The sequence below is a fragment of the Bradyrhizobium sp. SZCCHNR1093 genome (assembly GCF_032381175.1).
Classification (GTDB): Bacteria; Pseudomonadota; Alphaproteobacteria; order Rhizobiales; family Xanthobacteraceae; genus Bradyrhizobium.
In genome coordinates, this window is sequence record NZ_JAUHJJ010000004.1 from 419,433 (window position 1) to 443,292 (window position 23,860).

Genomic DNA, 23,860 nt, shown 5'->3' on the forward strand with positions numbered 1-23,860 from the left:
CGCAATTCGCAAATGACTTGGACCCGCGATCCGCGTAATCTTCGCCGCAATTGCACCATCGGCCAGCGTCCCCGCTTGGCCTTCGGGAGACCTTGATGAATTCGAGCCGTTTCGAGATCAGCCGCCGGACCGCCCTCCTGACCTCCGCCGCCATCGCCGCGAACGTGGTCAATCCATTCCGGGCCTTCGCCCAGGAGACCCCGCGCAAAGGCGGCGTATTCAACGTGCATTACGGCGCCGAGCAGCGCCAGCTCAACCCGAGCCTTCAGGCATCGACCGGCGTCTACATCATCGGAGGCAAGATCCAGGAGAACCTCGTCGACCTCGATGCCAACGGCCAGCCGGTCGGCGTGCTTGCCGAGAGCTGGGAGGCGACGCCGGATGGCAAGACCGTCACTTTCAAGCTGCGCAAGGGCATCACCTGGCATGACGGCAAGCCGTTCACGTCGGAGGACGTCGCCTTCACCGCGATGAACATGTGGAAGAAGATCCTCAACTACGGATCGACCTTGCAGCTGTTCCTGACAGCGGTCGACACGCCGGATCCGCAGACCGCGATCTTCCGCTACGAGCGGCCGATGCCGCTCAACCTGCTCCTGCGCGCGCTACCCGATCTCGGCTACGTCTCGGCCAAGCACATCTATGAGAGCGGCGACATCCGGCAGAACCCCGCCAACCTCGCCCCCATCGGCACCGGTCCGTTCAAGTTCGTGAAGTACGAGCGCGGGCAATACATCATGGCCGAGCGCAACACCGATTATTGGCGGCCGAACGCGCCCTACCTCGATCGCATCGTGTGGAAAGTGATCACTGACCGCGCCGCCGCAGCCGCGCAGATGGAGGCCGGCGAGTTGCACTACAGCCCGTTCTCTGGCCTGACCATCTCCGACATGGCGCGGCTCGGCAAGGACAAGCGCTTCATCGTCTCGACGAAGGGCAACGAGGGCAACGCGCGCACCAATACGCTCGAGTTCAACGTCCGCCGCAAGGAGCTGGCGGACGTGAAGGTCCGCCGCGCCATCGCGCATGCGATCAACGTTCCCTTCTTCATCGAGAACTTCCTCGGCGATTTCGCCAAGCTGGGCACCGGCCCGATCCCGTCGACCTCGACCGACTTCTACCCCGGCGCCAATACGCCGCAATATCCCTACGACAAGGTCAAGGCGGCAGCGCTCTTGGACGAGGCCGGCTACAAGCCCGGCTCCGGCGGCACCCGCTTCTCGCTGCGGCTGCTGCCCGCGCCATGGGGCGAGGACATCTCGCTGTGGTCGACCTTCCTCCAGCAATCGCTGGGCGAGGTCGGCATCGCGATCGAGATCGTGCGCAATGATGGCGGCGGTTTCCTCAAGCAGGTCTATGACGAGCACGCCTTCGATCTCGCGACCGGCTGGCACCAGTATCGCAACGATCCGGCCGTCTCGACCACGGTCTGGTACCGCTCCGGGCAGCCCAAGGGCGCGCCGTGGACCAACCAGTGGGGGTGGGACAACGCCAAGATCGACAAGATCATCGATGACGCGGCGACCGAGGTCGATCCGGCCAAGCGCAAGGCGCTCTATGCCGATTTCGTGCGCGAGGCCAATACCGAGCTGCCGGTGTGGATGCCGATCGAGCAGATCTTCGTCACCGTGATCACGGCCAAGGCGCGCAACCACTCGAACACGCCGCGCTGGGGATCGTCGAGCTGGCACGATCTGTGGCTTTCCGCCTGAGCCGGAATCCGTCAGGATAAGGCCATGCGCATCTTGAGCCTTGCGGGGCGGCGGCTCGCCGCCTCGATCCCCACCCTGTTCCTGATCCTGATCGGCGTCTTTCTTCTGCTGCAACTCGCGCCGGGCGACACGGTCGACGCGATGATGGCCCAGATGGGCGGCGGCGATGCTGCGACTGCCCGCGAGCTGCGCCGCTTCTATGGGCTGGATCTGTCGGTCCCGATGCAGCTGGCCAATTACCTGTGGCGGCTGGTGCGCCTCGATCTCGGATTCTCCGCGATCTACGGCAAGCCCGTCGCCGCCGTGATCCTGGAGCGGCTGCCGCCGACCCTGCTGTTGATGACTTCGTCCCTGTCCTTTGCCTTTTTCTTCGGTCTTGTCTTCGGGGTGATCGCTGCGCGCGACGTCAACCGGTGGCCCGACACGCTGATCTCCACCGTGGGGTTGATCTTCTACGCGACCCCGTCGTTCTGGTTTGGTCTGATGGCCATCGTCGTGTTCTCGATCTACCTGCAGTGGCTGCCAGCCGGCGGCTTCGAGGATATCGGCGCGGTCACGAGCGGCCTCTGGCGCGTGCTCGACATCGCCCGCCACCTGATGTTGCCGTCCTTGACGCTCGGCCTGATCTTCCTGGCCATCTATCTACGCATCATGCGCGCATCCATGCTCGAGGTCCAGAACCTCGATTTCGTCCGCACCGCACGTGCCAAGGGCCTCGACGAGACCCGCATCATTACCCGCCACGTTCTGCGCAACGCGCTCCTGCCGATGGTCACGCTGATCGGACTGCAGGCGGGGACGATGCTCGGCGGCTCCGTCGTCGTCGAGACCGTGTTCTCGCTGCCTGGCCTCGGACGCCTTGCCTATGAATCCGTGGTCCAGCGCGATCTCAACACCCTGCTCGGCATCGTGTTCGTCTCCGCGCTCCTGGTGATCGTGGTCAACTTCATCACCGATCTGCTCTATGCGCGGCTCGACCCGCGCATCACGGCGGAGAACTGAGCATGGACGCCGTGAAACGCTATTTCCGCAGTCCCTCCGCGGTGTTCGGCCTAATCCTGCTTCTTGTGGTGGTGGGCATGGCGATCAGCGCCGGCTATCTCTATCCGCGCGATCCGCTCGCGCTCGCCGGGCGTCCGCTGATCTGGCCGTTCGCCAATCCGCGCTTCCTGCTCGGCACCGACAATTCCGGCCGCGACATTGCCGCCCAGATCTTTCATGGCGCCCGCATCTCGCTCCTGATCGGCGGCGTCGCGACGCTGATTGCCGTGGCGATCGGCGTCATGGTCGGCGCGCTCGCGGGCTACTACGGCGGATGGGTCGACAACATCCTGATGCGCATCACCGAGGCCTTCCAGACGCTGCCGAACTTCGTGCTGCTGCTGGTACTGGTGGCGGTGTTCGGCTCGACCTTGACGACGGTCACGATCGCGGTTGGCATCGTGTCGTGGCCCGCGCCGGCGCGGCTGACGCGGGCGGAGTTCCTGTCGCTGCGCGGCCGCGAATTCGTCCAGGCCGGCCGCACGCTCGGCATGCGCGACACCCAGCTGATCCTGGGCGAGATCCTGCCCAACGCGCTGCCCCCGGTGATCGTCTATGCCGGCGTCGTGATGGCGGTCGCGATCCTCCTGGAGAGTGCACTCGCCTTCCTGCGGCTGTCCGACGCCAACGTCGCCTCCTGGGGCAACCTGATCGGTCTCGGGCGCGATGTGCTGCGCGTGCAGTGGTACGTGTCGGCGATCCCCGGCGTTGCCATCCTCATCACCGTGCTTGCGGTGTCGCTGGTCGGCCAGGGCCTCAACGATGCACTGAACCCGCGGCTGAAGCAGCGATGAGTCCAGCACAGCCCGTTCTGACCGTGGATCGCCTCAGCGTTCGTCTGCCGAAAGGCGCCGACCGCACGCATGCCATCTCCGAGGTCTCGCTTGCGATCGCCGAAAACGAGATCGTCTGCATCGTCGGCGAATCCGGCTCCGGCAAGTCGATGATGGCCAATGCCATCATGCGGCTGCTGCCCGACGGTGTAGGCACGGATGGCGGACGCATCCTGTTTACCGGGCGCGATCTCTGCACCGCCACGGCGGCCGAGATGCGCAGCATTCGCGGCGCCGAGATCGCGATGGTGTTCCAGGAGCCGATGACCGCGCTCAATCCGTTGCGCACGATCGGCGACCAGATCGGCGAGGTCTTCGACATCCATACCGATCTCTCCAAGGCCGAGATCAGGTCGCGCGTGCTGTCCCTGTTGTCCGACGTCCATATTCCCGATCCGCCGCGCGCGGCGAAGGCGTATCCGCACGAGTTGTCCGGCGGCCAACGCCAGCGCGCGATGATCGCCATGGCCTTGGCGCTCGATCCGAAGCTGCTGATCGCCGACGAGCCGACCACGGCGCTCGATGTCACGACGCAGGCCCAGATCCTCAAGCTGATCCGCGAGCTGCAGCAGCGGCGCAAGACCGCGGTGCTGTTCATCACCCACGACTTCGGTGTCGTCGCCGAGATCGCCGACCGCGTCGTCGTGATGCAGCATGGGATCGTCGTCGAACAGGGCGCGGCGGCGGATATCCTGCAACGGCCGCAGCATGACTACACCAGGCAGTTGATCGCCGCGGTGCCGCCCGTGGCGGCGCCCCCGGCACGCGAGCTGTCGGACCGGATGATCCTCACCATCTCCGGCGTCTCGAAGACCTATCGCACCGGTGGCTTCCTCGGCCGCGGCGAGCGCGTCACCCATGCGGTCAGGGACGTCTCGCTCGCACTGCCAAAGGGCGCAACGCTCGGCGTTGTCGGCGAATCGGGCTCCGGAAAATCCACCCTCGCCCGCTGCATCATCCGCCTCATCGATCCCGATGCAGGAACGATCCTGCTCGACGGTCAGGACTGGGCTCGCCTCTCGCGCAGCGAGGTCAGAAGCCGGACCCGGCAGATGCAGATGGTGTTTCAGGACCCGTTCGCCTCGCTGAATCCCCGGCGCAAGGCGGTCGAGCTGGTGGCGCAGGGACCGATCGTGCACGGCACCGCCCGAGACCAGGCGCTGACCGAGGCGCGCGAGCTGTTCAGCCTGGTGGGGCTCGACCCGTCCGCCGCCGATCGCTTCCCGCATGAGTTCTCCGGAGGTCAGCGTCAGCGCATCGGGCTGGCGCGCGCGCTGGCACTAAGGCCCAAGGTGCTGGTCGCGGACGAACCGGTGTCCGCGCTCGACGTCTCCGTCCAGGCGCAGGTGTTGAAGCTGCTGACCAGCCTGCGCGAGCGGCTCGACCTGTCGATCATCTTCATCACGCATGACTTGCGCGTTGCAGCCCAGATCTGCGATCTGGTCGCGGTGATGAAGGACGGCGTCGTCGTCGAGCATGGACCCACGCACGACGTGTTCGGCAACCCGCAGCATCCGTATACGCAGGCTCTGCTCGAGGCCATTCCGGGCGGCGACTTCGCCCGGACCGAACATCCCACCTCTTAGCTGATCTCGCGCGCGTCACGGTATCGGTACAAGAGCAGCATCAGCGGCGCAAACGGACGCAGCAGGGCGTGCGCCGGAATGGTGACCGGCTCCGTGAATGGCAGCGCCAGCTCGTTCGCCGACACGCCGCGCACCGCTTTCGCAAGCTCCGCACCGAGGGGGATCGTGAGCGCGACCGCCCGGCCGTTGCAGCCGGTCCAGCCATAGGCATCAGGACCGAGGCGATGAATCCGCGGCATGTAGTCCGTGGTCATGCCGACATAGCCGTTCCAGACGTAGTCGAACCTGACCTCGCCGATCTGCGGCCACAGGCGCTGCAGGCGTTCGGCGACCCGCGCCTTCAGCCGCTCGGCCTTATTGCCGGGGCCGATCACGGCGCCGCCGGTGACCAGCCGGTTGCGGGCGTCGTAACGCGCAAAATAGAGTTCGCCATGGGTATCGGACATCGCCTGCCGCGCCGGGATGACGGTCTTCCGCACATTGTCCGACAGCGGCTGCGTCGCCATCTGCCACGACAGCACCGGCATCACCTCGTGCGCGATATCCGGTGCGAGCGCCTTGGAGAACTCGCCGCTATAGGCATTGCTCGCCAGCACCAGCGCGCGCGCCGACAGCTCCCCTCGTGCGGTGCGCACGATCCAGCGATCCCCCCGCCGGGCGAAATCGATCACCGGCGAGCGCGCATAGATCCGGCCTCCCAGGTTCAGCACCGTCCGCGCCAAGCCACGCGCCAGCGCGAGCGGATTGATGTGGCCGCCGGTCTTGTTCCAGAAGCCGCCATGCCAGGCGTCCGAGCCGAGCATGTCTCGCGCCTGATCGCGCGACAGCAGCTCGACCGGCGCGCCGAACTTCGACCACTGCTTGAACCTGCGCTCGGCGATCTTGATGCGGCCGGGCGTATGCACCGGCTGGACCCAGCCGGCCTGCTCATGCTCGGCGTCGATGTTGTACCGTCTCACGGTATCGAACAGACTGAACGCGCTGTCGCGTAACATCGCCACGAAGCGCTCGCCCGCGGCGCCATGACGCGCGACGAGATCGTCAGGATCGGGACGTGACAGCGTCGGAATGACCTGACCGTTGTTCCGGCCGGATGCGCCCCAGCCCGGCTCCATCGCCTCGACGATCGCGACATCGACGCCGGCCTCGCGCAGATGCAGCGCCGTCGACAAGCCGGTGAAGCCGCCGCCGATGATCACGACATCGGCCTGCAAGCTGCCCTGTAGCACGGGCAGATCAGGGCCAGGCGGGGTCTGTGCGGCCCACAAGGACGGCGGCCATTGAACGTTTTCTGCGGTCATGCTCATGGAGGACAGCTCATCCTTGCTGATCGACCAACATCCCGGAGGTCGATCTTGCCTTGCACCCGGCGCCCGGCTGCGCCGGTTGCGGTGCATGGGTCGATTGGGCATAGTTCGGCCGCCAATATGCCAAGTTCGCTGCAAGGAGACAAACGCGTGGCCCTCAAGAATGTCATCGGTATCGATCACGCGGTCGTCGTGGTGAAGGATCTCGACGCGGCGGCGGATACCTGGAAGCGGTTGGGTTTTACGCTGTCTCCGCGCGGCACGCACAGCGCCAAGATGGGATCCGGCAATTACACCATCATGCTCGATCCGGACTACATCGAGCTGCTCGGCATCCTCGCCGAGACCGACCATAACGTTCCGACCCGCAACTTCCTCGCCCAGCGCGGCGAAGGCATCGAGCGCATCGCCTTCACGGCGATTGATTCCGCGGCCGGCGCCGAGGAAATTCGCGCGAAGGGCTTCGAGCCGATTGGTCCCATCGACTTCGAGCGTCCGGTGCCCCTGCCCGACGGCAGCATCTCGGCCGCGAAATTCCGCGTGTTTCAATGGCCGGTCGCGGAGGCTCCGGGCGGCCTGCGCATCTTCGCCTGCCAGCACAAGACGCGCGAAACGGTGTGGATCCCGGAACTGATGCGCCATGCCAACGCCGCCAGGCAACTGAAGCAGGCGCTGATCGTGACGCCGGATCCGGCCAAGGACGCGGCTCACCTGTCGCGCCTGATCGATCGCGACGGGCGAGACGAAGCCGACGGCGCCGTGACCGTCACCTCGGGCGGTGACCGCGCCGATTTCGTGTTCCTGACCAGGGACCAGCTCGCAGCGCGCTATCCGGGCGTGTCGCTTGCCGGTCTGCCGGAGCGGGGCGGCGCCGGCCTGGTGCTGGCCTCACATGATCTGACCACGACCGAAAAGGCTCTGGGGGCTGCAGCCGTGCGCAGCGGTGCGAGCCTGGTCGTGCCGCCCGCATCGGCCACGGGCACTCTGCTCGCTTTCGTGGCCGGCTGAGCGCCGGACTGCGGCCGCGCGCGTCGCGGCCGCCACGATCTCATTCCGCCGGCTGGAACATGGCCGGCCGGCCGCGCTGGCTGTCGAGCCACCCGACCAGCCGATTCATGAGTCCGCCGCTCGACTCGGAGGGCTGCGCCGATGATACGAACGGATCGCAGTGACACTTCGCTCCGGCCCCGCGCGCCATCTTCGCAACCGCCTCCGTCATGGCCGGCGCGCCACAGGTGTAGACGACGTCGTTCGGTGTGAGCTCCGGCATGTGTTCGGTCGGCCGGCCGCTGCGAATCGCCGGCGAGACGTTCTGCGGCTCCGACACGATCGGGATGATCTTCACGTTCGGGAAGCGCGCGAGCCGGCACAGCGCCTGATGCATGTAGAACGACTGCAAGGTGCGCGACACGACGATGAAGACGATCTCGCGCTTCGGATTTTCGGTGATGGCGGCGACCGCGATCGCCCACATCGGGGCAAAGCCCGTGCCGCTCGCGACCAGGATGATTCGACCGCGATGCTTCTGCCGAAAGAACGCAGTGCCCAGCGGCGCCGTCAGCTTGACGCGATGGCCGACCTGGATGTCGCGGCCAAGCGCCGACGACACCAAGCCATCCTTCAGGATGCGGATGTGCAGATACAGCAGATGGCTGTCAGGCGCGCCGACCATCGGATAGGTCGGGCTGTAGCAACGCGTCGGAAAACCGCGGTACTGGACCTTGGCGTATTGCCCGGGGAAGAATCGCAGCGGCTTCGGCATCTCGATGGTGACACCGACGACATCGGGCGCGAGCCGGACGAGATCACCCACCTCGCAATTCATCGTCACCGTATCCGGCACGGGCTCCGTGATGATCTTCAGGTCGGACACCACACGCGCCTGGCACGCATGCGCCATGTCGCCTTCCATGCCGCCGAACAGCTTGCCGTCGACGACCGTCACTTTGCAGGATCCGCAGATTCCGCTGCGGCAGTCATGGGGCAGATCCACGCCGCTGTTGATGGCGCCGTCGAGCAGGATATCGCCCACATTCGCGTAGAACGTTTCCCTGTTGTACTGGATTTTGCAAATCTTACCCATCACTGCACCTCAAGTCGCATAGGCCGGATCTGCCTCGTATGTCTGATCTGGGTATGGTCGAACGCTGCGACACGCATGAACACGCCATTCTTGATCGGAACGTCGTACTTGCTTTTCGTGTCCATTTTGCGGGCAATTTCGAGCGTCCAATGGCCCGCGGCCCAACGCGCTGCGCAACGGATGTCCGCGCGATCACCGGTGAACTCGCCGCTGACGAGAACACCGGGCACGACGGTCCCGATCGGCGTCTGCGCATCCGCCTCGGCCGAATACGGCACGGATTCGGCCTCCGTCATGAACCAGCGTGCGCCTTCACTCTCGCCGATGTTCGGATCGAGATTGATCTCGCCCATCGCCGCGGTCATCGCGGCGACGTCCTTCGGAAGACGCTTCGGTCTCACACCCCGATTCCCTAGTCTTGCGGCCTCCCTGTCGATCACGAAATTGTCCGAATAGTTCGCGGTGCCCGGATCCGACGCGAACCCGCCCTTGTAGGGCGTGAGTCCCTTGACCTGATCCGGTGTCGGCTCCGCAGGCGGACCGAAATGATCATCGTCCATCCATCCGGTCGGGCCGCCGCTCGTCGCCTTCCACAGCCAGGCGTCGGCATAGAGATTCGGCGCCGGCGTGTAGTGGATGCCGCGACCGGACAGGGTCGGCGGCTTGTCTGGCATCGGCTGCGAGCTCATGTGAAACGTTCGGTCCGCGGCCAAGGTGATCGGCAGCGTCGTGAACAACAGCGAGAACTTGTCCTCGTTGAAGTCGTTCTCGTCGCCCTTGTCGAATCCGTTCTGCAGGAGATGCCAGCCATCCGCCTTCTTGATCAGCGGCAGCTGCTTCAACGACCGCGTCGGATCCTCCCAGATGACGAGGAAGTAGACCCACGTGCCGTCATGCGCTGCCTTGATCCACACTCGCGATTCGCCGGTACCGTCGAAATTGTCGCCCTGGTTGGTCGTGACCATGTGCGGCTGGATGTTGCGCCAGACGCGATCCGACGAATCGCCGTCGAGGGTCGGCGCATCGGATGTGGCAATCCGGTACACCGTGACGGTGTCCTCGGCGTAGTAGTCGGCGGCGAACATCGCGGAACCGATCACGATGGCTGCGGCGATCGCGACCATGAACGGGTTGGATTGGAAGCTCGGATTGCGGCGGCGGGAATTGCCCTTGGCAGGTGCCGGCGGCGGACGCATGCGGCCTGGCGGCACACGCGGCTCGGAACGCGCCCGCATCGGCTCCTCCATGCGCCGCGGCGCCGGCATCGGCTCACGCGCTGCAGGCCGCGCAGCGGGCGCCGGCCTCTTCGGAGGCGCCTCCGCCTCCTCCAGCTTTTCCGACTGCTCAACCAACATCGTGAGGAGCTCGACGGGATCGAGCTTCGGCGGCGGGGGCGGCAACGGCGCCGGCCGGAACACGCGATAGAGCTGCATCTTTCCGCCGATGCTGAAGTGAACCAGGACGTGCAGCACCACGAAGGCCGGGATCACCCAGGTCGCGTACCAGTGGATCATCATGGTGACGTAGCCGGAGGCCACGCCGAAGAAGAGCATGCCTCCGGTGACGATCAGGATCGCCATGGAGATGAAAAGCACCCAATGCAGCATCACACTGATCGATCCCAGCCGCGCCGGCCGGCGGCCGAGCAAGCCCTTGAAGCGCATCTTGTCGATGGTGACGCGGCGACCGAGCCCTGACTTCGAGATATAGATCATGTAGGCGAGGGCCACGCTCGCGAGCACGACCCCAGCCGGCATGTGCCAGGTCCAGGTCCGGTGCCGGGGCAGCAGCCAGTCGAGATTGTTGGCGATCCACGCGTGTCCAGGCGCTTCGGTCGCCATGCGAAGCCCTGTCATGAAGGCGATCACAGTGGCCCCAACCAGGGTCCAATGCAGGATGATCGTTCCATAGTCGGTCTTGCGGATCTTCATGCGTGCGCCTCCAGAGCTGCGCGCACGCGATCGGCGCGATTCACCGCCGACCCGGCGACCGTATTTCGTCTCAGCGGATCGATCCGGCGCGGGATGATTAAGTATTCAACCCTGCAGGCCGCCCCTCGACCCGAATCCATTCCCGCATCACGCGTCTCGATGGTGATGTCGTCCAGCAACTTTGTCGTCCCCCGGATACGCTTTACTAAGTGAGCAACTTCGTCCGACTTCGGCGTCACAGCGCCGTTCTGCACCCAATCGTTGCCCCGCTACGCTTGAACGTGATCGGTTGGATCACGCCTATGGTCGATCAGCTGCCGCGGCCCGAGCCGGTGACGAGTTGCTCGGATCACCCGCGGACTGATCTGCTTCGTCCTCCCTCGAGTTGATGTTGATCTCGTGCGCCCGATGCTGGACGGGTCACTGGTTCCACAGCGGCCGCACGTTCGATGATAGAACACATCGTCGGCCACCATGGCCGGCTGAGCTGATTGCACGTCTTGGATTGGTGCGCGGAGCCGCACGCCCTCGTGTTGCCGCCGCCATCATGATCGTTCTCAGCACCATCATCGAATACCGCATGATCGAGATGACAACGCCTGTGCGTTGCACCGCAGGAAGATTTATTCGCCTTCGTGGCGTCATTCGGCCCGGACCGCGACCAATGAGTACGGAACCAAGGTGATAGACGGACGAATGTGTGACGCGCGTCGCATGCCGATGGCTGTTATCACGCTGCAACTATCGACGATCGCGGACAGATTTCGCGCAGACCCGATCGCGCTGAGCGACGCCACAACTTTTCAGAGCCGGCCCGGCGCATTGTACCTCGCACCGGTCGTGTACCCCCGTCGCTGCGACAGAATTGCCCACGTGTCCAATTGTTGCCGGAAAATCGTCGGTATCGACTGTCAATAGCGCGGAGTGAAGCACTGTGTTTTGGGAGACGCGCCTGGATGAGTCTGGCTCAAGACCGCCCGAGAACGAAAGCCGCGGCTGCCCTCAACGACCTTCTCTCGGGAAGCGACGATCCGGTGACGCGCGGGTTGCGCCAGGCTGTCAAACGCATGGCCGGCATCGGCGTGTTCAGCGGCGTCATCAACATCCTGATGCTCTCGGGCTCGGTTTATATGATGCAGGTCAATGATCGCGTCGTTCCGAGCAAAAATCTCGCCACGCTCGTCGGCCTGTCGGTGATGATTCTGGTCGTCTATCTGATTCAAGGCTATTTCGACGCATTGCGCACCCGCATGCTGTGCCGGGTGGCGACCGTGTTCGACGCGAGCTTGCAGGACGCGATTCATCACGCTCTGGCCACCCTGCCCCTGCGCGGCACCAAGCCGATGCTGATGCAGCAGCCACTGCGCGATCTCGACCAGCTCCGCGCCTTCATGTCGAGCATGGGACCGACCGCCTTTCTCGACATGCCATGGATACCGATCTTCCTGATCGGCATGTTTCTGTTTCATCCGCTGATCGGCATCACGGCCGTCATCGGCACGGTCGGAATCATCTCGATGACGCTGGTGACCGACCGGTTGTCGCGTCAGGCGAGCAAATCCGCCAGCGATACGAGCGCCGCACGGCAGGTTCTCGCCGATGCTACCCAGCGCAATGCAGAGGTGATTCGCGCGCTCGGAATGCTGGATCGCTTCTCGGCACGCTGGAACGCCGTCAACGAGCGCTATCTGAAGGACAACATTCGCGCGAGCGATGTCTACGCCAATCTCGGGGCCGCCGCGAAAGTGCTGCGCTTCATCCTGCAGTCGGGCATGCTCGGCATCGGCGCGGCGCTCGTCGTCTCCGAGCAGGCCTCCGGCGGCGTGATGATGGCCTCGTCGATCCTGATGGGCCGCGCGCTCGCCCCGATCGAGATCGCACTTGGCAGCTGGAAACAGCTGGTCGCCGCGCGCCAGGGCATCGCGCGTCTGCGCGATATCTGCAAGGCCACCGCCAGGCCGGAAGCGCCGCCGGTCGCGTTGCCCCGCCCGTTCCGCGAGCTGACCGTACAGGAGCTGACGGTCACCGCGCCGGGCACCGACCGGCCGATTGTTCAAAACGTGTCGTTCTCGATCAAGGCAGGCACGGGTCTGGCACTGCTCGGCGCGAGTGCCTCCGGCAAGACCTCACTCTCGAAGGCGCTGGTCGGCATCTGGCCTGCACAGCATGGTTCCGTCCGCCTCGACGGCGCAGCGCTCGACCAATGGAGCAACGAGGATCTCGGCCGCCACATCGGCTACCTGCCGCAGGACGTTGCCCTGTTCGATGGCAGCATCGCCGACAACATCTGCCGCTTCGACGAGAATGCGAGCTCGGATGCGATTCTGAAGGCGGCGCAGATCGCCGGCGTGCACGACATCATCCTGCGGCTGCCGGAAGGCTATTCGACGCGAATCGGCCAAGGCGGCATGTCGCTGTCGGCCGGTCAGCGGCAGCGCGTGGGTCTGGCCCGCGCGGTGTATGGCGATCCGTTTCTCATCGTCCTCGACGAGCCAAATGCCAATCTGGACACCGACGGCGAGAACGCGCTCAGCCGCGCCATTCAGATCATGCGGCAACAGAATCAGAGCATCGTGATCGTGATCTCACACCGTCCCAGCGCGCTGAATGCGCTCAACGTGGCGCTGGTGCTGTACGAGGGCAAGGCGATCGCATTCGGGCCCTGCCAGGAGATCTTTGCCCGCGTCGCCGGGGCCAACAAGGCCGCGGGACCTGCCGTCGCGCATGCTCCTGCTCCGCCCAGGGTTGCAGCTCCGGCAGCGGCGCCAAATCCGAACGCCCGCTCGCTTCGTCGCGCCGCCCCAGCAGAAAGCGCTTGATCAATGAAACACATCAACGACTTCAGGCCCTTCGACGACGACGACTATGTGCGACCGAAGACCCGCGCCGTCGGTCCGCAGGGCGATGCATTGATTCTCGAACTGCAGCGGCTGCAGGGCGCATTCGACGACGGCTCGGACGAGGACCCGCGGCAGCGCCGCGGCGCACGTGACGGCGGCAAGAAGCGCCGGCGTCCGCCGCCGTCGCAAGTCAGGCCAAAGCCGCGCTCGAAGAAGAAGGGCAGCACCATGGGCCGCGCCCTCGGTGCGTCACTGTCGCTGTTCGGTCTCGGCGCCCAGGCGCCCCGGGCACGCCGGGGTGAAGGCATCCGCGAGATGGACTGGCAGCAGCCCGCACCGATGCGTGGCTACGAGCCGGAGCTGTCGCCACCCCAGCGCAATCCGCCTGCACGCATGGCGGGCGGCAATTCGGCACCCCTGCTCGACCTGCAGGATGCGCGACGCGACGGCAATTTCGGCGTCGGTGCGCCGCGGCCGATGGGACAGCAGAACCTCCCTGCCCGCCTGGCGCATGCGCCTGTCGTTCCGCAAACCCGAGTCGGCCGCCTGGTCGGCACCGCCGGCACGGCCTTGACCACTGGCATGACCTTCATTGCGACGCAAGGAACGGCGGCCGATCTCGACGACGGCTCGGACGAATCGCTGGTGCCGCGCGTCAGCCGCATGTTCGAGAACGAGCTGCGTCTCGGCATGCGGGTGCTGCTTGTCGCCGGCGTTCTCGGCGGCGGTTGGCTGACCCTCGTGCCGCTCGCCGGCGCGATCGTGGTCCCCGGCAATCTCGTGGTGCAATCCAACGTGAAGGCGATTCAGCATCCGACCGGCGGCATTGTCGCGGAAATCAAGGTCGACAACGGCAAGCGCGTCGCAGCGGGCGATCTGCTCGTGCGGCTCGACGCCACGCAGAGCCAGGCCCAGCTCCAGGCGATCACCAAGCAATTGAACGAACAGCGCGCCAAGATTGCGCGGCTCTCGGCCGAGCGTGACGGTCTCGATCAGCCGGACTATCCGTCCACGCTGACCTCACGTCAGGACGATCCAAATGTCCGCACCGTCATCGCGTCGGAGAACGCGCTGTTCAAGGCCCGTGCCACGACCCGCAAGAGCCAGAAGGAGCTGCTGCAAGGCCGCATCGTCCAACTGAACAACGAGATCAGCGGTATGGAGTCTCAGCTCGAATCCAAGAACAAGCAGATCGAGTTGATCAAGGGCGAGTTGGCCGGCGTGCAGGAGCTCTATGACAAACGGCTCGTTCCGCTAACGCGACTGACGACGCTGCAGCGGGAAGCCGCTCGAATCGACGGCGAACGCGGCCAGTTGGTCTCCAGCGTGGCCGAGACGAGGTCCAAGATCAGCGAAGCCGAGCTCCAGACCGTCAAGATCGATCAGGATTTCCGCAGCGAGGTGGTCAAGGACCTCAGCGAGTCCCAGGCCAAGGAAGGCGATCTGGTCGAGAAGGGCGTCGCCGCGCGCGACCAACTCGATCGCATCGAGATGCGCGCGCCGAACTCCGGCACCATCCACCAGCTCGCGATCCACACCATCGGCGGCGTCATCAAGCCGGGTGAGACCGTCATGGAGCTGGTCCCCGATTCGGACGAACTGCAGGTCGAAGGGCACGTCCAGCCCAAGGACATCGATCACGTTCACACCGGGCAGGATGCGATGGTCCACTTCAACGCCTTCAACCAGCGCACCACGCCGAAATTGAGCGGCCAAGTCTCGTTCGTGTCGCCTGATATCACCAATGACCCGCGAACCGGCTCCACCTTCTACACGGTCAGGATCACGCTGTCCGACGAGGAGCGCAAGCGGCTTGGCAACGTCAACCTGATGCCCGGCATGCAGGCCGAAGTCTATGTTCAAACCGGCAGCCGGACGATGCTCAGCTATCTGATGAAGCCGGTTCTCGATCAGTGGCGCCGCGCCTTCGTGGAGTAACAAGGCCGAACAGCCGCGGTCGGCGTCATCGCTCACGAATGAACGCAGACCGCGTCAGCACCTCAACATGAACGTTGCAAATTTTCCCCGCACCTCGGACCTGGCGATGGTGCCGACACGTGCGTTACCCGCCGACGCCCAGCCCGGCGCCCGCACCGAGGCGTCTGATCACGCACGCAAGCCGCGACTGCCGCCGCCAGCGGCCGTGCCGACCCAGGAGGGTCCCCAGGGGCTGCGCTTCGATTTCAACGACGGCTGCCGCGTGATGCTCCCCGACACCGGACACCCCTGGCGCGTCCGGCTGAGCGATCTCGAGACCACCAACGTCCTGTTCGACATCGACCTGCGTTCAGGGCACGTCAACAGTAGCAAGCGCTATTTCGTCCCGTTCAGGCTCGAAGTCTGGTCAGGGCCCGAGCTGCTGTTGTGCCACGACTATGATGCCACCGACCGAGACGTCCTGATCCAGTTCCCGGTCGGCACGATCGGCGACATCATCGGCTGGATGGGCTATGCGGTGAGGTTCAAGGACCTGCATCGGTGCCGCCTGAGCTGTGCTATGGGCGAGCCGCTGATCCCGCTGTTCCGCGCCGCCTACCCTGACATCACGTTCCTCAGCCACGAGATGGTCCAGGCGGAGCGATACTACGCCACCTACTCGGTCGCGCTGTTCTTCGACGATGCCGAGCTGGTCCATCAGCCCTGTGATTTCCGGCAGGTCGGCCTGCATCGGACGGCCGCTCATATCCTCGGCGTCGATCCGGCCGAGCAGCCGCCGCGCGTCGCACTGAGCGAAGACAGCCGTCCCATCGAGGAGCCCTATGTCTGCATCGCGGTGCAGGCGACGACCGCGTGCAAGCACTGGAACAATCCTGAGGGCTGGCAGAGCCTCGTCGATTTCCTGCGCGCGACCGGCTATCGCGTGATCTGCATCGATCAGACCGCGGCGCGCAGCCACGGCGCTTTCCGAACGCAAATTCCCGCCGCAGCCGAGGATCAGACCGGTGACCGGCCGTTGCCCGAGCGCGCCCGCTGGCTCAAGCACGCCGCATTCTTCATCGGCCTTTCCTCGGGGCTGTCATGGCTGGCCTGGGCTGTCGGCACTCCGGTCGTGCTGATCAGCGGCTTCACTCATCCGACCAACGAGTTTGCGACCCCCTATCGGGTCATCAACCGTCACGCCTGCAACAGTTGCTGGAATGATGTCCGTCATCGCTTCGACCATGAGGACTTTCTGTGGTGCCCGCGATGGCAGGGCACGCCTCGACAGTTCGAATGCACGCGCCTGATCACGGCCGCGCAGGTCGAGGGCATGTTGCTTCGAATTCCCGGCTTCGGACAGGGATTGCCTCCGAAACCGCGCACCTCTCAGCAGCAGGCGCCGCCTGCGCCCTTTGATCGGCAGCGAACCTCCAGGGCAGAGTCTGCGCAGGACTCCGTAGAGAGCGACGAGCCGGTCGCGCTCGCCGCACTGCTGGCGCAGCCGCGCGGCGACGTTCCCCACGGGGGCCTTGCGGTCGGCGTCACGGTCGCCGCCGGCAGACTGCTGGATCAGGCCGCCGCCGGGATCGCGGAAGGCGATCGCGCCGCCACCGCCAGCGATCTGATGGAGGCCTTGCAGAACTACAAGCAGAGCATCGCCATCGTCAGACACCTGACCGGAGCCAATCCGGACGACGCCGGGTTTCAACGCAACCTCTCGGTCGCCTTGAACCGCATCGGCGCCGTGCTGTTCGTTCAGCGAAACCTCGAGGCCGCGCATGCCGCCTATTCCGCCAGCCTCGCCATCGTTCAGAAGCTGACCGCAGCACACCGCGGCAATCTCAGCTTCCAGCGCGATCTCGCCTGGTGTCACGCTCTGCTGGCGGACGTGCTCGCCGCCCAGGGCCGGCATGCCGAAGCCTTCGATCAGCGTCGCGCCAACACCGCGCTGATTACCCACCTCGCCAACAGCGCCTCCAACGATCCGTTGCTGCAGCAGACGCTTGCAAACTCCTACCAGAATCTGGGCGATGCCTTCGTTCCGCTCGGCAACATCGACGGCGCCCTCGCCGTCTACCGGATCAGCCTCGGCCTCACCAAGCAAGGGCTGGACGCGAACGGGCAGAATGATCCGGCCTGGAATCAGCTCTACACGACGCTGCTGCAGAAGATCAGGACTGCGCTCCTGGCGCAGCGCCAGGCTGCGCCGCCGTCCTGAACAGCGTTCGGCGCGGTTGGCCGGCCGCCACGCCTTCACCTTAAAGCTCACCCGGACGGATGATCCATCGTGGCATTTTTCCAGCGATGGCCCTGCGGCAAGGCCGCGCGCAAGTGTCGCCGGGCAGCCTTGACAACGTCTGACAGACCCTACGGCTGACTTCTGGAGACCGGCCACTCACCGGCGAGATACAGGCAGCATCTTGACGACAACATGCAGCTCGCGCCTGATCGCGACCCCTCGCATTTGCCGCTTGCCACCAAGAATCAATCACTTGGCACGCGATCGCGGCGCATCCGTCACAGATCCGCGATGTCTCGAGAACGACATAATTGCGGACTCCCCCACGCCTTTTTTGGCCCGATTGCTCCGAGCATATAGCGAGGTGCGACAAAGTAACGCGCGTCAGAAAAGCGCGCGGCACAGAAGCGCACGGGCGTGAGGCGCGGCGCGCAGCACGTCCGACGCAGGGCCGATGCGCTTCCGCATCGTCTGGCCAGTTTCGGTACGGGGCCCTGCCGGGCGTCGGATGAACTTGGGGAGAGATGATCTATGGCGAACAACACCTTCAACCCGACGGCGCTGGCCAACGGAACGTCGAACCTGCTGGTGCGCGCCTCAGCGCTCAACATGTCGACCGACCTCGTCCAGGCCGGCGTGGTGTTCAACGATGCAGTGCGCGCCTCGCTCGGCCTGTTCTCACAGGCCGGCAGCGGCAACTCGAACCCGTTCCTCGGCAGCTACACGACCGACCTCCACGCCGTACAGAACGACATCGCCGCGATGCTCGCCAATCCCGGTCAGGTGACGCTGGGCGGCCAGACCTTCACGCTGAATGCGACCGACACCGCCGTTCTCACCAACGTGCAGGCGCAGATCTCGACGCTGCTCACGGCCGCACCGCAGATCACGAATGCTGGCACGATCACGGCCGCGGATCAGACGCTGCACGCGGTCCAGCAGGAGATCCTGCAGGAGATCAACGGCGACGCGCATCTGTCCGGCGCGCTCAACAAGGTCAACTTCCTCGCCAACACCGGCGGCCAGGACGTCGGCTTCCAGAACACGCCGGCCGGTGCCGATGATGCGGCGACCTTGGCCGCAGCGACCGCAGGCAACACGCTGAAGGATGTCGGCCTCGTCTTCAACAAGGTCGTCGACCTCGCCTCCGGCGGCATCCACACCGGCAACCTTCAGGAGGTCACGACCGACCTCACCGCGATCTCGCAAGGTCTCACCAACATCCTCAACAACAAGACCCAGCTCGCGCAAATCGAGAAAGGCGAGACGGCGAATGCAGCCGCGCTGACGACCATCCATCTGCAGACGGTACTCGGACAGGTCAACCTCGAGCTCAACCAGTATGCCAAGGCGGAGACGACCGGCAATCAGGCCGCGTTGCGCGGCACCGCGGACAATCTGCTCGACAGCATCGACATCATCCAGAACGACGCCAATCTGAACACGGCGGCCGGCGGCAACGGAATGCCCGGCCATGCCGGCGGCTTCGCGGAGGATCCCGGCGGATTGACCGGCACGGTCACCAAGTTCCAGGACAACCAGGCGCAGACCAATTTCTGGGCCGCATTCCTGGCCGAAGCCAACACCATCAACGCAACCCTGCAGAAGATTTCGACCGGTGGCGCGCAAGCCAGCGCGGCATTGATCACGCAGATCCAGAACTACCAGCAGTTCGGCGCCAATTTCGACGCCGCCCAAGGCAACGTCTTCCGTGGCCGCTTCGACAACGAGCTGCTCAGCGGCACGCTGGAAGCCGACTCGGCGGCCGCCGTGAAAGGCTTGCAGGGCATTCTGAACGGCGACACCGGCGCGGCGCTGGCGGCCGACAAGGCGGCGCTCGCCGCTGCCGGCCAGGGCTTCGCGGCCGACGCCATGGACGTCTCCGGCAACAACATCGCCATCGGCGGCGCGACCTATGTCGGCTCGGCGACCACGGTCTCGACGGCCACGTCGGTGCACGGCCTGGCCCAAGGCACGATCCCGGTGACGGCAACCCCGAACATTGCCAACGGCACCGGCGGCTCATCGTCGACGCCGCCGGCTGGCGGCGCCACGCCGGTGAACTTCAGCCCGACCGCGCTTGCCAACGGCACGTCGAACCTCTTGACCCGTGCCACGGCGATCCAGCATTCGACCGATCTGGTGCAGGCTGGCGTCGTCTTCAACGACGCGGTGCGCGCCTCGCTCGGTCTCTTCAGTCTCGCCAACAGCGGCAACTCGCCGACCTTCCTGAGCAGCTACCAGGCCGACATCACCGCGGTGCAGACCGACATCGCCGCGATGCTCGCCAATCCGGGCCAGGTCACGCTCGGCGGGCATACCTTCGCGTTGAACGCCACCGATACGGCGGTTCTCACCAATGTCGAGGGCCAGTTGGGCACGCTGCTGCAGGCCGCGGGACAATTTGCGAACGCCACCACACAGGCCGCGGCCAGCCAGACCATTCATGCGCTGCAGCAGGAAATCCTCGGCGAAATCCACAACGACGCGCATCTGGCGAACGCGTTGAACAACGTCCCCTTCCTCGCCAATACCGGCGGCCAGGACGTCGCCTTCCAGACGTCGCCCGCGGGCGCGGACGATCCGGCGAGTCTTGCCGCCGCTACCGCCGGCAACAGCCTGAAGGACGTTGGTCTGGTCTTCAACAAGGCCGTCGAGGTCGCCTCGGGCGGCATCAACACCGGTAACCTTGCCGAGGTGACCGCGGACTTCACCGCCGTCCAGCACGGACTGACGGCCATCCTCAACAACAAGACCCAGCTCGCGCAGATCGAGGCTGGCGAGACTGCCAACGCCGCGGCGCTGACGACGATCCATCTGCAGACAGCGCTCGGCCAGATCAACCTGCAGCTGGGCAAGTATGATCAGGCTGCGACCACCGGCAATCAGGCCGCTCTCCGCGGCACTGCCGACAACCTGCTCGACATCATCGACATCATCCAGGGCGACACCAACCTCAACATGGCGGCAGGTGGCAACGGCAACGCCGGCCATGCGGGCGGCTTTGCCGAGGATCCGGGCGGGCTCAAAGGGACGGTCACCAAGTTCCAGGACAACCAGGCACAGACGAATTTCTGGGCCGCATTCCTGGCCGAGGCCAACACCATCAACGCGACGCTGCAGAAAATCTCGACCGGCGGCGCGCAGGCGAGTGCGGCCCTGATCACGCAGATCCAGAACTACCAGCAGTTCGGCGCCAATTTCGACGCCGCCCAGGGCGCCGTGTTCCAGGGACGGTTCGACAACGAGCTGCTCAGCGGCACGCTCGAAGCTGACACGGCCGGTGCCGTGAAGGGCCTGCAGGGCATCCTCAACGGCGACACCGGCGCAGCACTCGCGGCCGACAAGGCGATGATCGCCGCTGCCGGCCAGGGCTTTGCGGCGGACGCCATGGACGTCTCCGGCAACAACATTCCCGTCAATGGCGGCACCTATGTCGGGACGGCCACGACGGTCTCGGCGGCAACCTCCATCAAGGGCACCGCGCACGGCACCATTCCCGTCACTGCGACACCGAACCTGGCCAACGGCACCGGCGGCACCGCAGCGGCAGGAACCACCGCCGCCGGTGGCGCTGCAGCCGGTGGCACCGCGGCGAACGGAGGCACGTCGACCGGCGGAACGGCGGCTGGCGGAACGGCGGCGGGCACCACGGCCAACAACGGCAGCAACGCCACGCATCACAGCGATCATCACCATCATCACGATCACAGCCAGGGCGCGCATACGAGCCAGGCCGCGGCTGCCGGGCCCGACATGTCGCATCTCCACGCCATGCATCACATGTGGGGTTGACGAGGCAGCCGCAGCAGCTGCTGCGGCTCGAATACGGATACCTGGGAGCAAGCAGATGAGGTCCACTCGCGCAGTGCTCCCGGGGGAAATGAGAAGGACAATGAGCCGGGCGAGACGACACGCGTTGAAGAAGGAGGCCTCGGAAGATCAACAAAGATGCACGTTCCGTTCCGCATCGCGGAGGCTCGTCACGCTGGAACTTTTCTAAGGAGAGATCGGTGACCGGTCGCGAGATCGGGGCAACTTCTTGTCTGGACCGTGCGTCGAAGCGCCGCTGAGCGACGATGTTGCGGGGATGCCACGACGGAAATCAACGAGTTAGTAAGCTTCCGATCGCCGCCGTGACCCGGCTGCGACAGGAGCCATTTGCCCGAACAACATCATATTTGAGGACTCGGCGGCGCTTCTTTTGGCCCCATTGGAGCAAATAATTCCCAGGTGCTCTGAGGCTGCGACATTTCGCCCGTTCCGCGAGGGGTGAACGAGACGTCGCAGCCCGATCAACGCCCGCGTGCTGCCGATACGCCAAGCAGCAGACGCCGGGTTGAAACTTGGGGAGATGATCAATGGCAGCCAATACCTTCAACCCGACGGCGCTGGCGAATGGCACGTCCAATCTGCTGGTTCGCGCCTCTGCGCTCAACCTGTCGACCGACCTCGTGCAGGCCGGCGTCGTATTCAACGACGCTACTCGCATCTCGATCGGGCTGTTCTCGACGCCGCAGAACAGCGGCAACTCCAACCCGTTCCTCGGCAGCTACACCACCGACCTGCATGCCGTGCAGAACGACATCAACGCGATGCTGGCCAATCCCGGCCAGGTCACGGTCGGCGGTCAGGCCTTCACGCTCAACGCGACCGACACCGCGGTGCTCACCCAGGTTTCGAACGAGCTCACGACGCTGATCAACGCCGCCCCGCTGACGGCCAATCCGGCGACGCTCGCCGAAGCCGACCAGACCATCCACAACGTGCAGATGCAGATCCTGGCGCAGATCCAGGGTGACGCGCATCTTTCGGCCGCGCTCAACAACGTTCCCTTCCTGGCCAACACGGGTGCCATGGACGTGGCGTTCCAGAGCCTTCCCGCCGGTAACGACAGCGCCACCAATCTTGCTGCAGCGGCAGCGGGCGACCTGACCGCCATCGGAACGGTGTTCAATGCCGTCGCTGACCTTTCGCTGGGCGGCATGAGCGCCAACAACATCAACCAGATCCAGACTGATTTCACGGCCGTGACGCAGGGCCTTCAAGCGATCCTGAATGACCCGGCGAAGCTCGCCGCGATTGAAGCAGGTCAGACCTCCGTTGCTGCCCAAACGACGACACTTCATCTGATGACGCTGCTCAGCCAAGCAAACCTTCAGCTGAACAAATACGATGTCGCCGAGACGATGGCCAGTCCGACGGCGCTGCGCGGTTCCGCCGACAACATCGTCGACATGATCGACGTGTTTCAGAACGACGCGGCGCTCAACGCGGCAGCGGGCGGCACCGGGGCGCCCGGTCACATTGGCGGGTTCTCCGAAATGGCCGGCGGCCTGACCGGGACCGTCACGAAGTTCCAGGACAACCAGGCGCAGACCAATTTCTGGGCCTCGTTCCTCGCCGAGGGCAATACGCTGGGAGCGAAGTTGGTTGCGGTCGCCAATGGAACAGGTGCGGCGTCGCAAGCCCTGATCGACCAGATCACGAACTACCAGAACTTTGGCGCGGCGTTCGATGCGGCGCAGGGAGCGGTGTTCAAGGGACGGTTCGACGACGAGCTCGCCGCCGGAGCTCTACAGTCTGACACCATCATGGCCACCAAGGCGCTGATGGGCATCATGAACGGCGACACGGGTGCAGCCCTGGCGACGGATCAGGCGATGTTGAAGGCTGCGGCCGCGAACTACATCGGCAATGCCGGAGACATTGCTGGCAACAACATCGCGATCGGCGGATCGGCCTACGTGACATCCGCGACGAGCTTCGTGACGGCGACTGCGGTCAATGGCATTGCCCAGGGCACCGGCATGCCGGCGGGCGCCAATCCGAACATCGCCAACGGCACGGGCGGCGCCCCGGCGAGCCCGACCACGCCCGGCGGCGGCATGGGCGGAGGTGGCACGACGGGAGGCGGCACCACCGGCGGAGGCACTACGGGCGGAGGCACCACGGGAGGCGGGACGACCGGTGGCGGCACGACGGGCGGTGGAACGGCCGGCGGTGGAACAACCGGCGGCAACAACAACACCACCACGACGCACCACTGCGGCGGCCACCATAGCCATCATGGCAGCCACCACACGGCGGCAGCGGCCACAGCCGCAACGGCGGCAGCAGCTTCGAGCGGTCCGGACATGTCGCACCACCACGCGATGCATCACATGTGGGGCTGACGCCTCCAACGACACGCCCGATCAAAGCCGGTGCAGACTCCTTGGTCTGCACCGGCTTCGTTGCATTCCGGCGAGAGCCGGCGATCGCGCGAAAGACATTGGCGAGACCGGGCAGCGAGATCGCGGAGCGCACCGACCGCACCGGCTCGAAGGGTTCTAGACGATCAATCGGGATCGGCACCCGCCAAGCCT

The 23,860-nt window shown here is 65.2% G+C and carries 14 protein-coding genes; 10 read left to right on the forward strand and 4 right to left on the reverse strand.

The features are described from left to right. Positions 1 to 95: 95 nt before the first annotated feature. From QX070_RS16555 to QX070_RS16570, 4 genes are read left to right on the forward strand one after another with little or no spacing between them, the layout of a single operon-like run. A complete protein-coding gene (locus QX070_RS16555) occupies positions 96 to 1,712 on the forward strand; it encodes an ABC transporter substrate-binding protein (RefSeq protein ID WP_315738078.1) in 1,617 nt (538 codons plus the stop codon). A 24-nt stretch (positions 1,713 to 1,736) separates the two neighbouring features. Then, complete coding sequence (locus QX070_RS16560) at positions 1,737 to 2,714, forward strand: ABC transporter permease (protein WP_315738079.1); 978 nt, start codon at positions 1,737 to 1,739, stop codon at positions 2,712 to 2,714. Positions 2,715 to 2,716: 2 nt separating this feature from the next. Continuing rightward, complete coding sequence (locus QX070_RS16565; protein ID WP_315738080.1) at positions 2,717 to 3,547, forward strand: ABC transporter permease; 831 nt, start codon at positions 2,717 to 2,719, stop codon at positions 3,545 to 3,547. Continuing rightward, positions 3,544 to 5,172, forward strand: a complete 1,629-nt coding sequence (locus QX070_RS16570) for an ABC transporter ATP-binding protein (RefSeq protein ID WP_315738081.1) — start codon at positions 3,544 to 3,546, stop codon at positions 5,170 to 5,172. Before QX070_RS16565 ends, QX070_RS16570 begins: the two co-directional genes overlap by 4 nt. Here QX070_RS16570 and QX070_RS16575 read toward each other — a convergent pair. Next, positions 5,169 to 6,479 (reverse strand): NAD(P)/FAD-dependent oxidoreductase, encoded by a 1,311-nt coding sequence (locus QX070_RS16575; RefSeq protein ID WP_315738082.1) that lies wholly within the window; start codon positions 6,477 to 6,479, stop codon positions 5,169 to 5,171. The genes QX070_RS16570 and QX070_RS16575 overlap by 4 nt on opposite strands. Positions 6,480 to 6,629: 150 nt before the next feature. On the opposite strand from QX070_RS16575, the gene QX070_RS16580 reads away from it, so the two are divergent. Beyond that, a complete protein-coding gene (locus QX070_RS16580; protein ID WP_315738083.1) occupies positions 6,630 to 7,487 on the forward strand; it encodes a VOC family protein in 858 nt (285 codons plus the stop codon). A 40-nt stretch (positions 7,488 to 7,527) separates the two neighbouring features. Here the strand turns inward: QX070_RS16580 and QX070_RS16585 are convergent, their stop codons facing one another. The 3 genes from QX070_RS16585 to QX070_RS16595 are packed head-to-tail and all read right to left on the reverse strand — an operon-like array spanning position 7,528 to position 10,672. After that, positions 7,528 to 8,562, reverse strand: coding sequence for a 2Fe-2S iron-sulfur cluster-binding protein (locus QX070_RS16585; RefSeq protein WP_315738084.1), 1,035 nt, complete (start codon positions 8,560 to 8,562; stop codon positions 7,528 to 7,530). After that, on the reverse strand, positions 8,562 to 10,493 hold the full coding sequence (locus QX070_RS16590) for an ethylbenzene dehydrogenase-related protein (protein WP_315738085.1): 1,932 nt from the start codon (positions 10,491 to 10,493) through the stop codon (positions 8,562 to 8,564). Before QX070_RS16590 ends, QX070_RS16585 begins: the two co-directional genes overlap by 1 nt. Further along, on the reverse strand, positions 10,490 to 10,672 hold the full coding sequence (locus tag QX070_RS16595; protein WP_315738086.1) for a hypothetical protein: 183 nt from the start codon (positions 10,670 to 10,672) through the stop codon (positions 10,490 to 10,492). Before QX070_RS16595 ends, QX070_RS16590 begins: the two co-directional genes overlap by 4 nt. Before the next feature lie 777 nt (positions 10,673 to 11,449). Here QX070_RS16595 and QX070_RS16600 point away from each other — a divergent pair. From QX070_RS16600 to QX070_RS16620, 5 genes are all read left to right on the forward strand, one after another. Beyond that, entirely contained in the window at positions 11,450 to 13,312 is a 1,863-nt protein-coding gene (locus QX070_RS16600) for a type I secretion system permease/ATPase (protein ID WP_315738087.1), read from the forward strand. Between the two features lie 3 nt (positions 13,313 to 13,315). Beyond that, positions 13,316 to 15,271, forward strand: coding sequence for an HlyD family type I secretion periplasmic adaptor subunit (locus tag QX070_RS16605; protein WP_315738088.1), 1,956 nt, complete (start codon positions 13,316 to 13,318; stop codon positions 15,269 to 15,271). A 67-nt stretch (positions 15,272 to 15,338) separates the two neighbouring features. Continuing rightward, positions 15,339 to 17,471 carry an autotransporter strand-loop-strand O-heptosyltransferase gene (locus tag QX070_RS16610; RefSeq protein ID WP_315738089.1) on the forward strand — a complete coding sequence of 711 codons (2,133 nt, stop codon included), beginning with the start codon at positions 15,339 to 15,341 and terminating at the stop codon, positions 17,469 to 17,471. 552 nt (positions 17,472 to 18,023) lie between these two features. Then, positions 18,024 to 21,287, forward strand: coding sequence for a hypothetical protein (locus QX070_RS16615; RefSeq protein WP_315738090.1), 3,264 nt, complete (start codon positions 18,024 to 18,026; stop codon positions 21,285 to 21,287). A gap of 566 nt (positions 21,288 to 21,853) precedes the next feature. Further along, positions 21,854 to 23,668 (forward strand): hypothetical protein, encoded by a 1,815-nt coding sequence (locus QX070_RS16620; RefSeq protein ID WP_315738091.1) that lies wholly within the window; start codon positions 21,854 to 21,856, stop codon positions 23,666 to 23,668. Positions 23,669 to 23,860 lie beyond the last annotated feature (192 nt).

Coding starts and splice junctions, on each gene's coding strand:
- QX070_RS16555 (WP_315738078.1), top strand. CDS start 96: ATGAATTCGAGCCGTTTCGAGATCAGCCGCCGGACCGCCCTCCTGACC.
- QX070_RS16560 (WP_315738079.1), top strand. CDS start 1,737: ATGCGCATCTTGAGCCTTGCGGGGCGGCGGCTCGCCGCCTCGATCCCC.
- QX070_RS16565 (WP_315738080.1), top strand. CDS start 2,717: ATGGACGCCGTGAAACGCTATTTCCGCAGTCCCTCCGCGGTGTTCGGC.
- QX070_RS16570 (WP_315738081.1), top strand. CDS start 3,544: ATGAGTCCAGCACAGCCCGTTCTGACCGTGGATCGCCTCAGCGTTCGT.
- QX070_RS16575 (WP_315738082.1), bottom strand. CDS start 6,479: ATGAGCATGACCGCAGAAAACGTTCAATGGCCGCCGTCCTTGTGGGCC.
- QX070_RS16585 (WP_315738084.1), bottom strand. CDS start 8,562: ATGGGTAAGATTTGCAAAATCCAGTACAACAGGGAAACGTTCTACGCG.
- QX070_RS16590 (WP_315738085.1), bottom strand. CDS start 10,493: ATGAAGATCCGCAAGACCGACTATGGAACGATCATCCTGCATTGGACC.
- QX070_RS16600 (WP_315738087.1), top strand. CDS start 11,450: ATGAGTCTGGCTCAAGACCGCCCGAGAACGAAAGCCGCGGCTGCCCTC.
- QX070_RS16605 (WP_315738088.1), top strand. CDS start 13,316: ATGAAACACATCAACGACTTCAGGCCCTTCGACGACGACGACTATGTG.
- QX070_RS16610 (WP_315738089.1), top strand. CDS start 15,339: ATGAACGTTGCAAATTTTCCCCGCACCTCGGACCTGGCGATGGTGCCG.
- QX070_RS16615 (WP_315738090.1), top strand. CDS start 18,024: ATGGCGAACAACACCTTCAACCCGACGGCGCTGGCCAACGGAACGTCG.
- QX070_RS16620 (WP_315738091.1), top strand. CDS start 21,854: ATGGCAGCCAATACCTTCAACCCGACGGCGCTGGCGAATGGCACGTCC.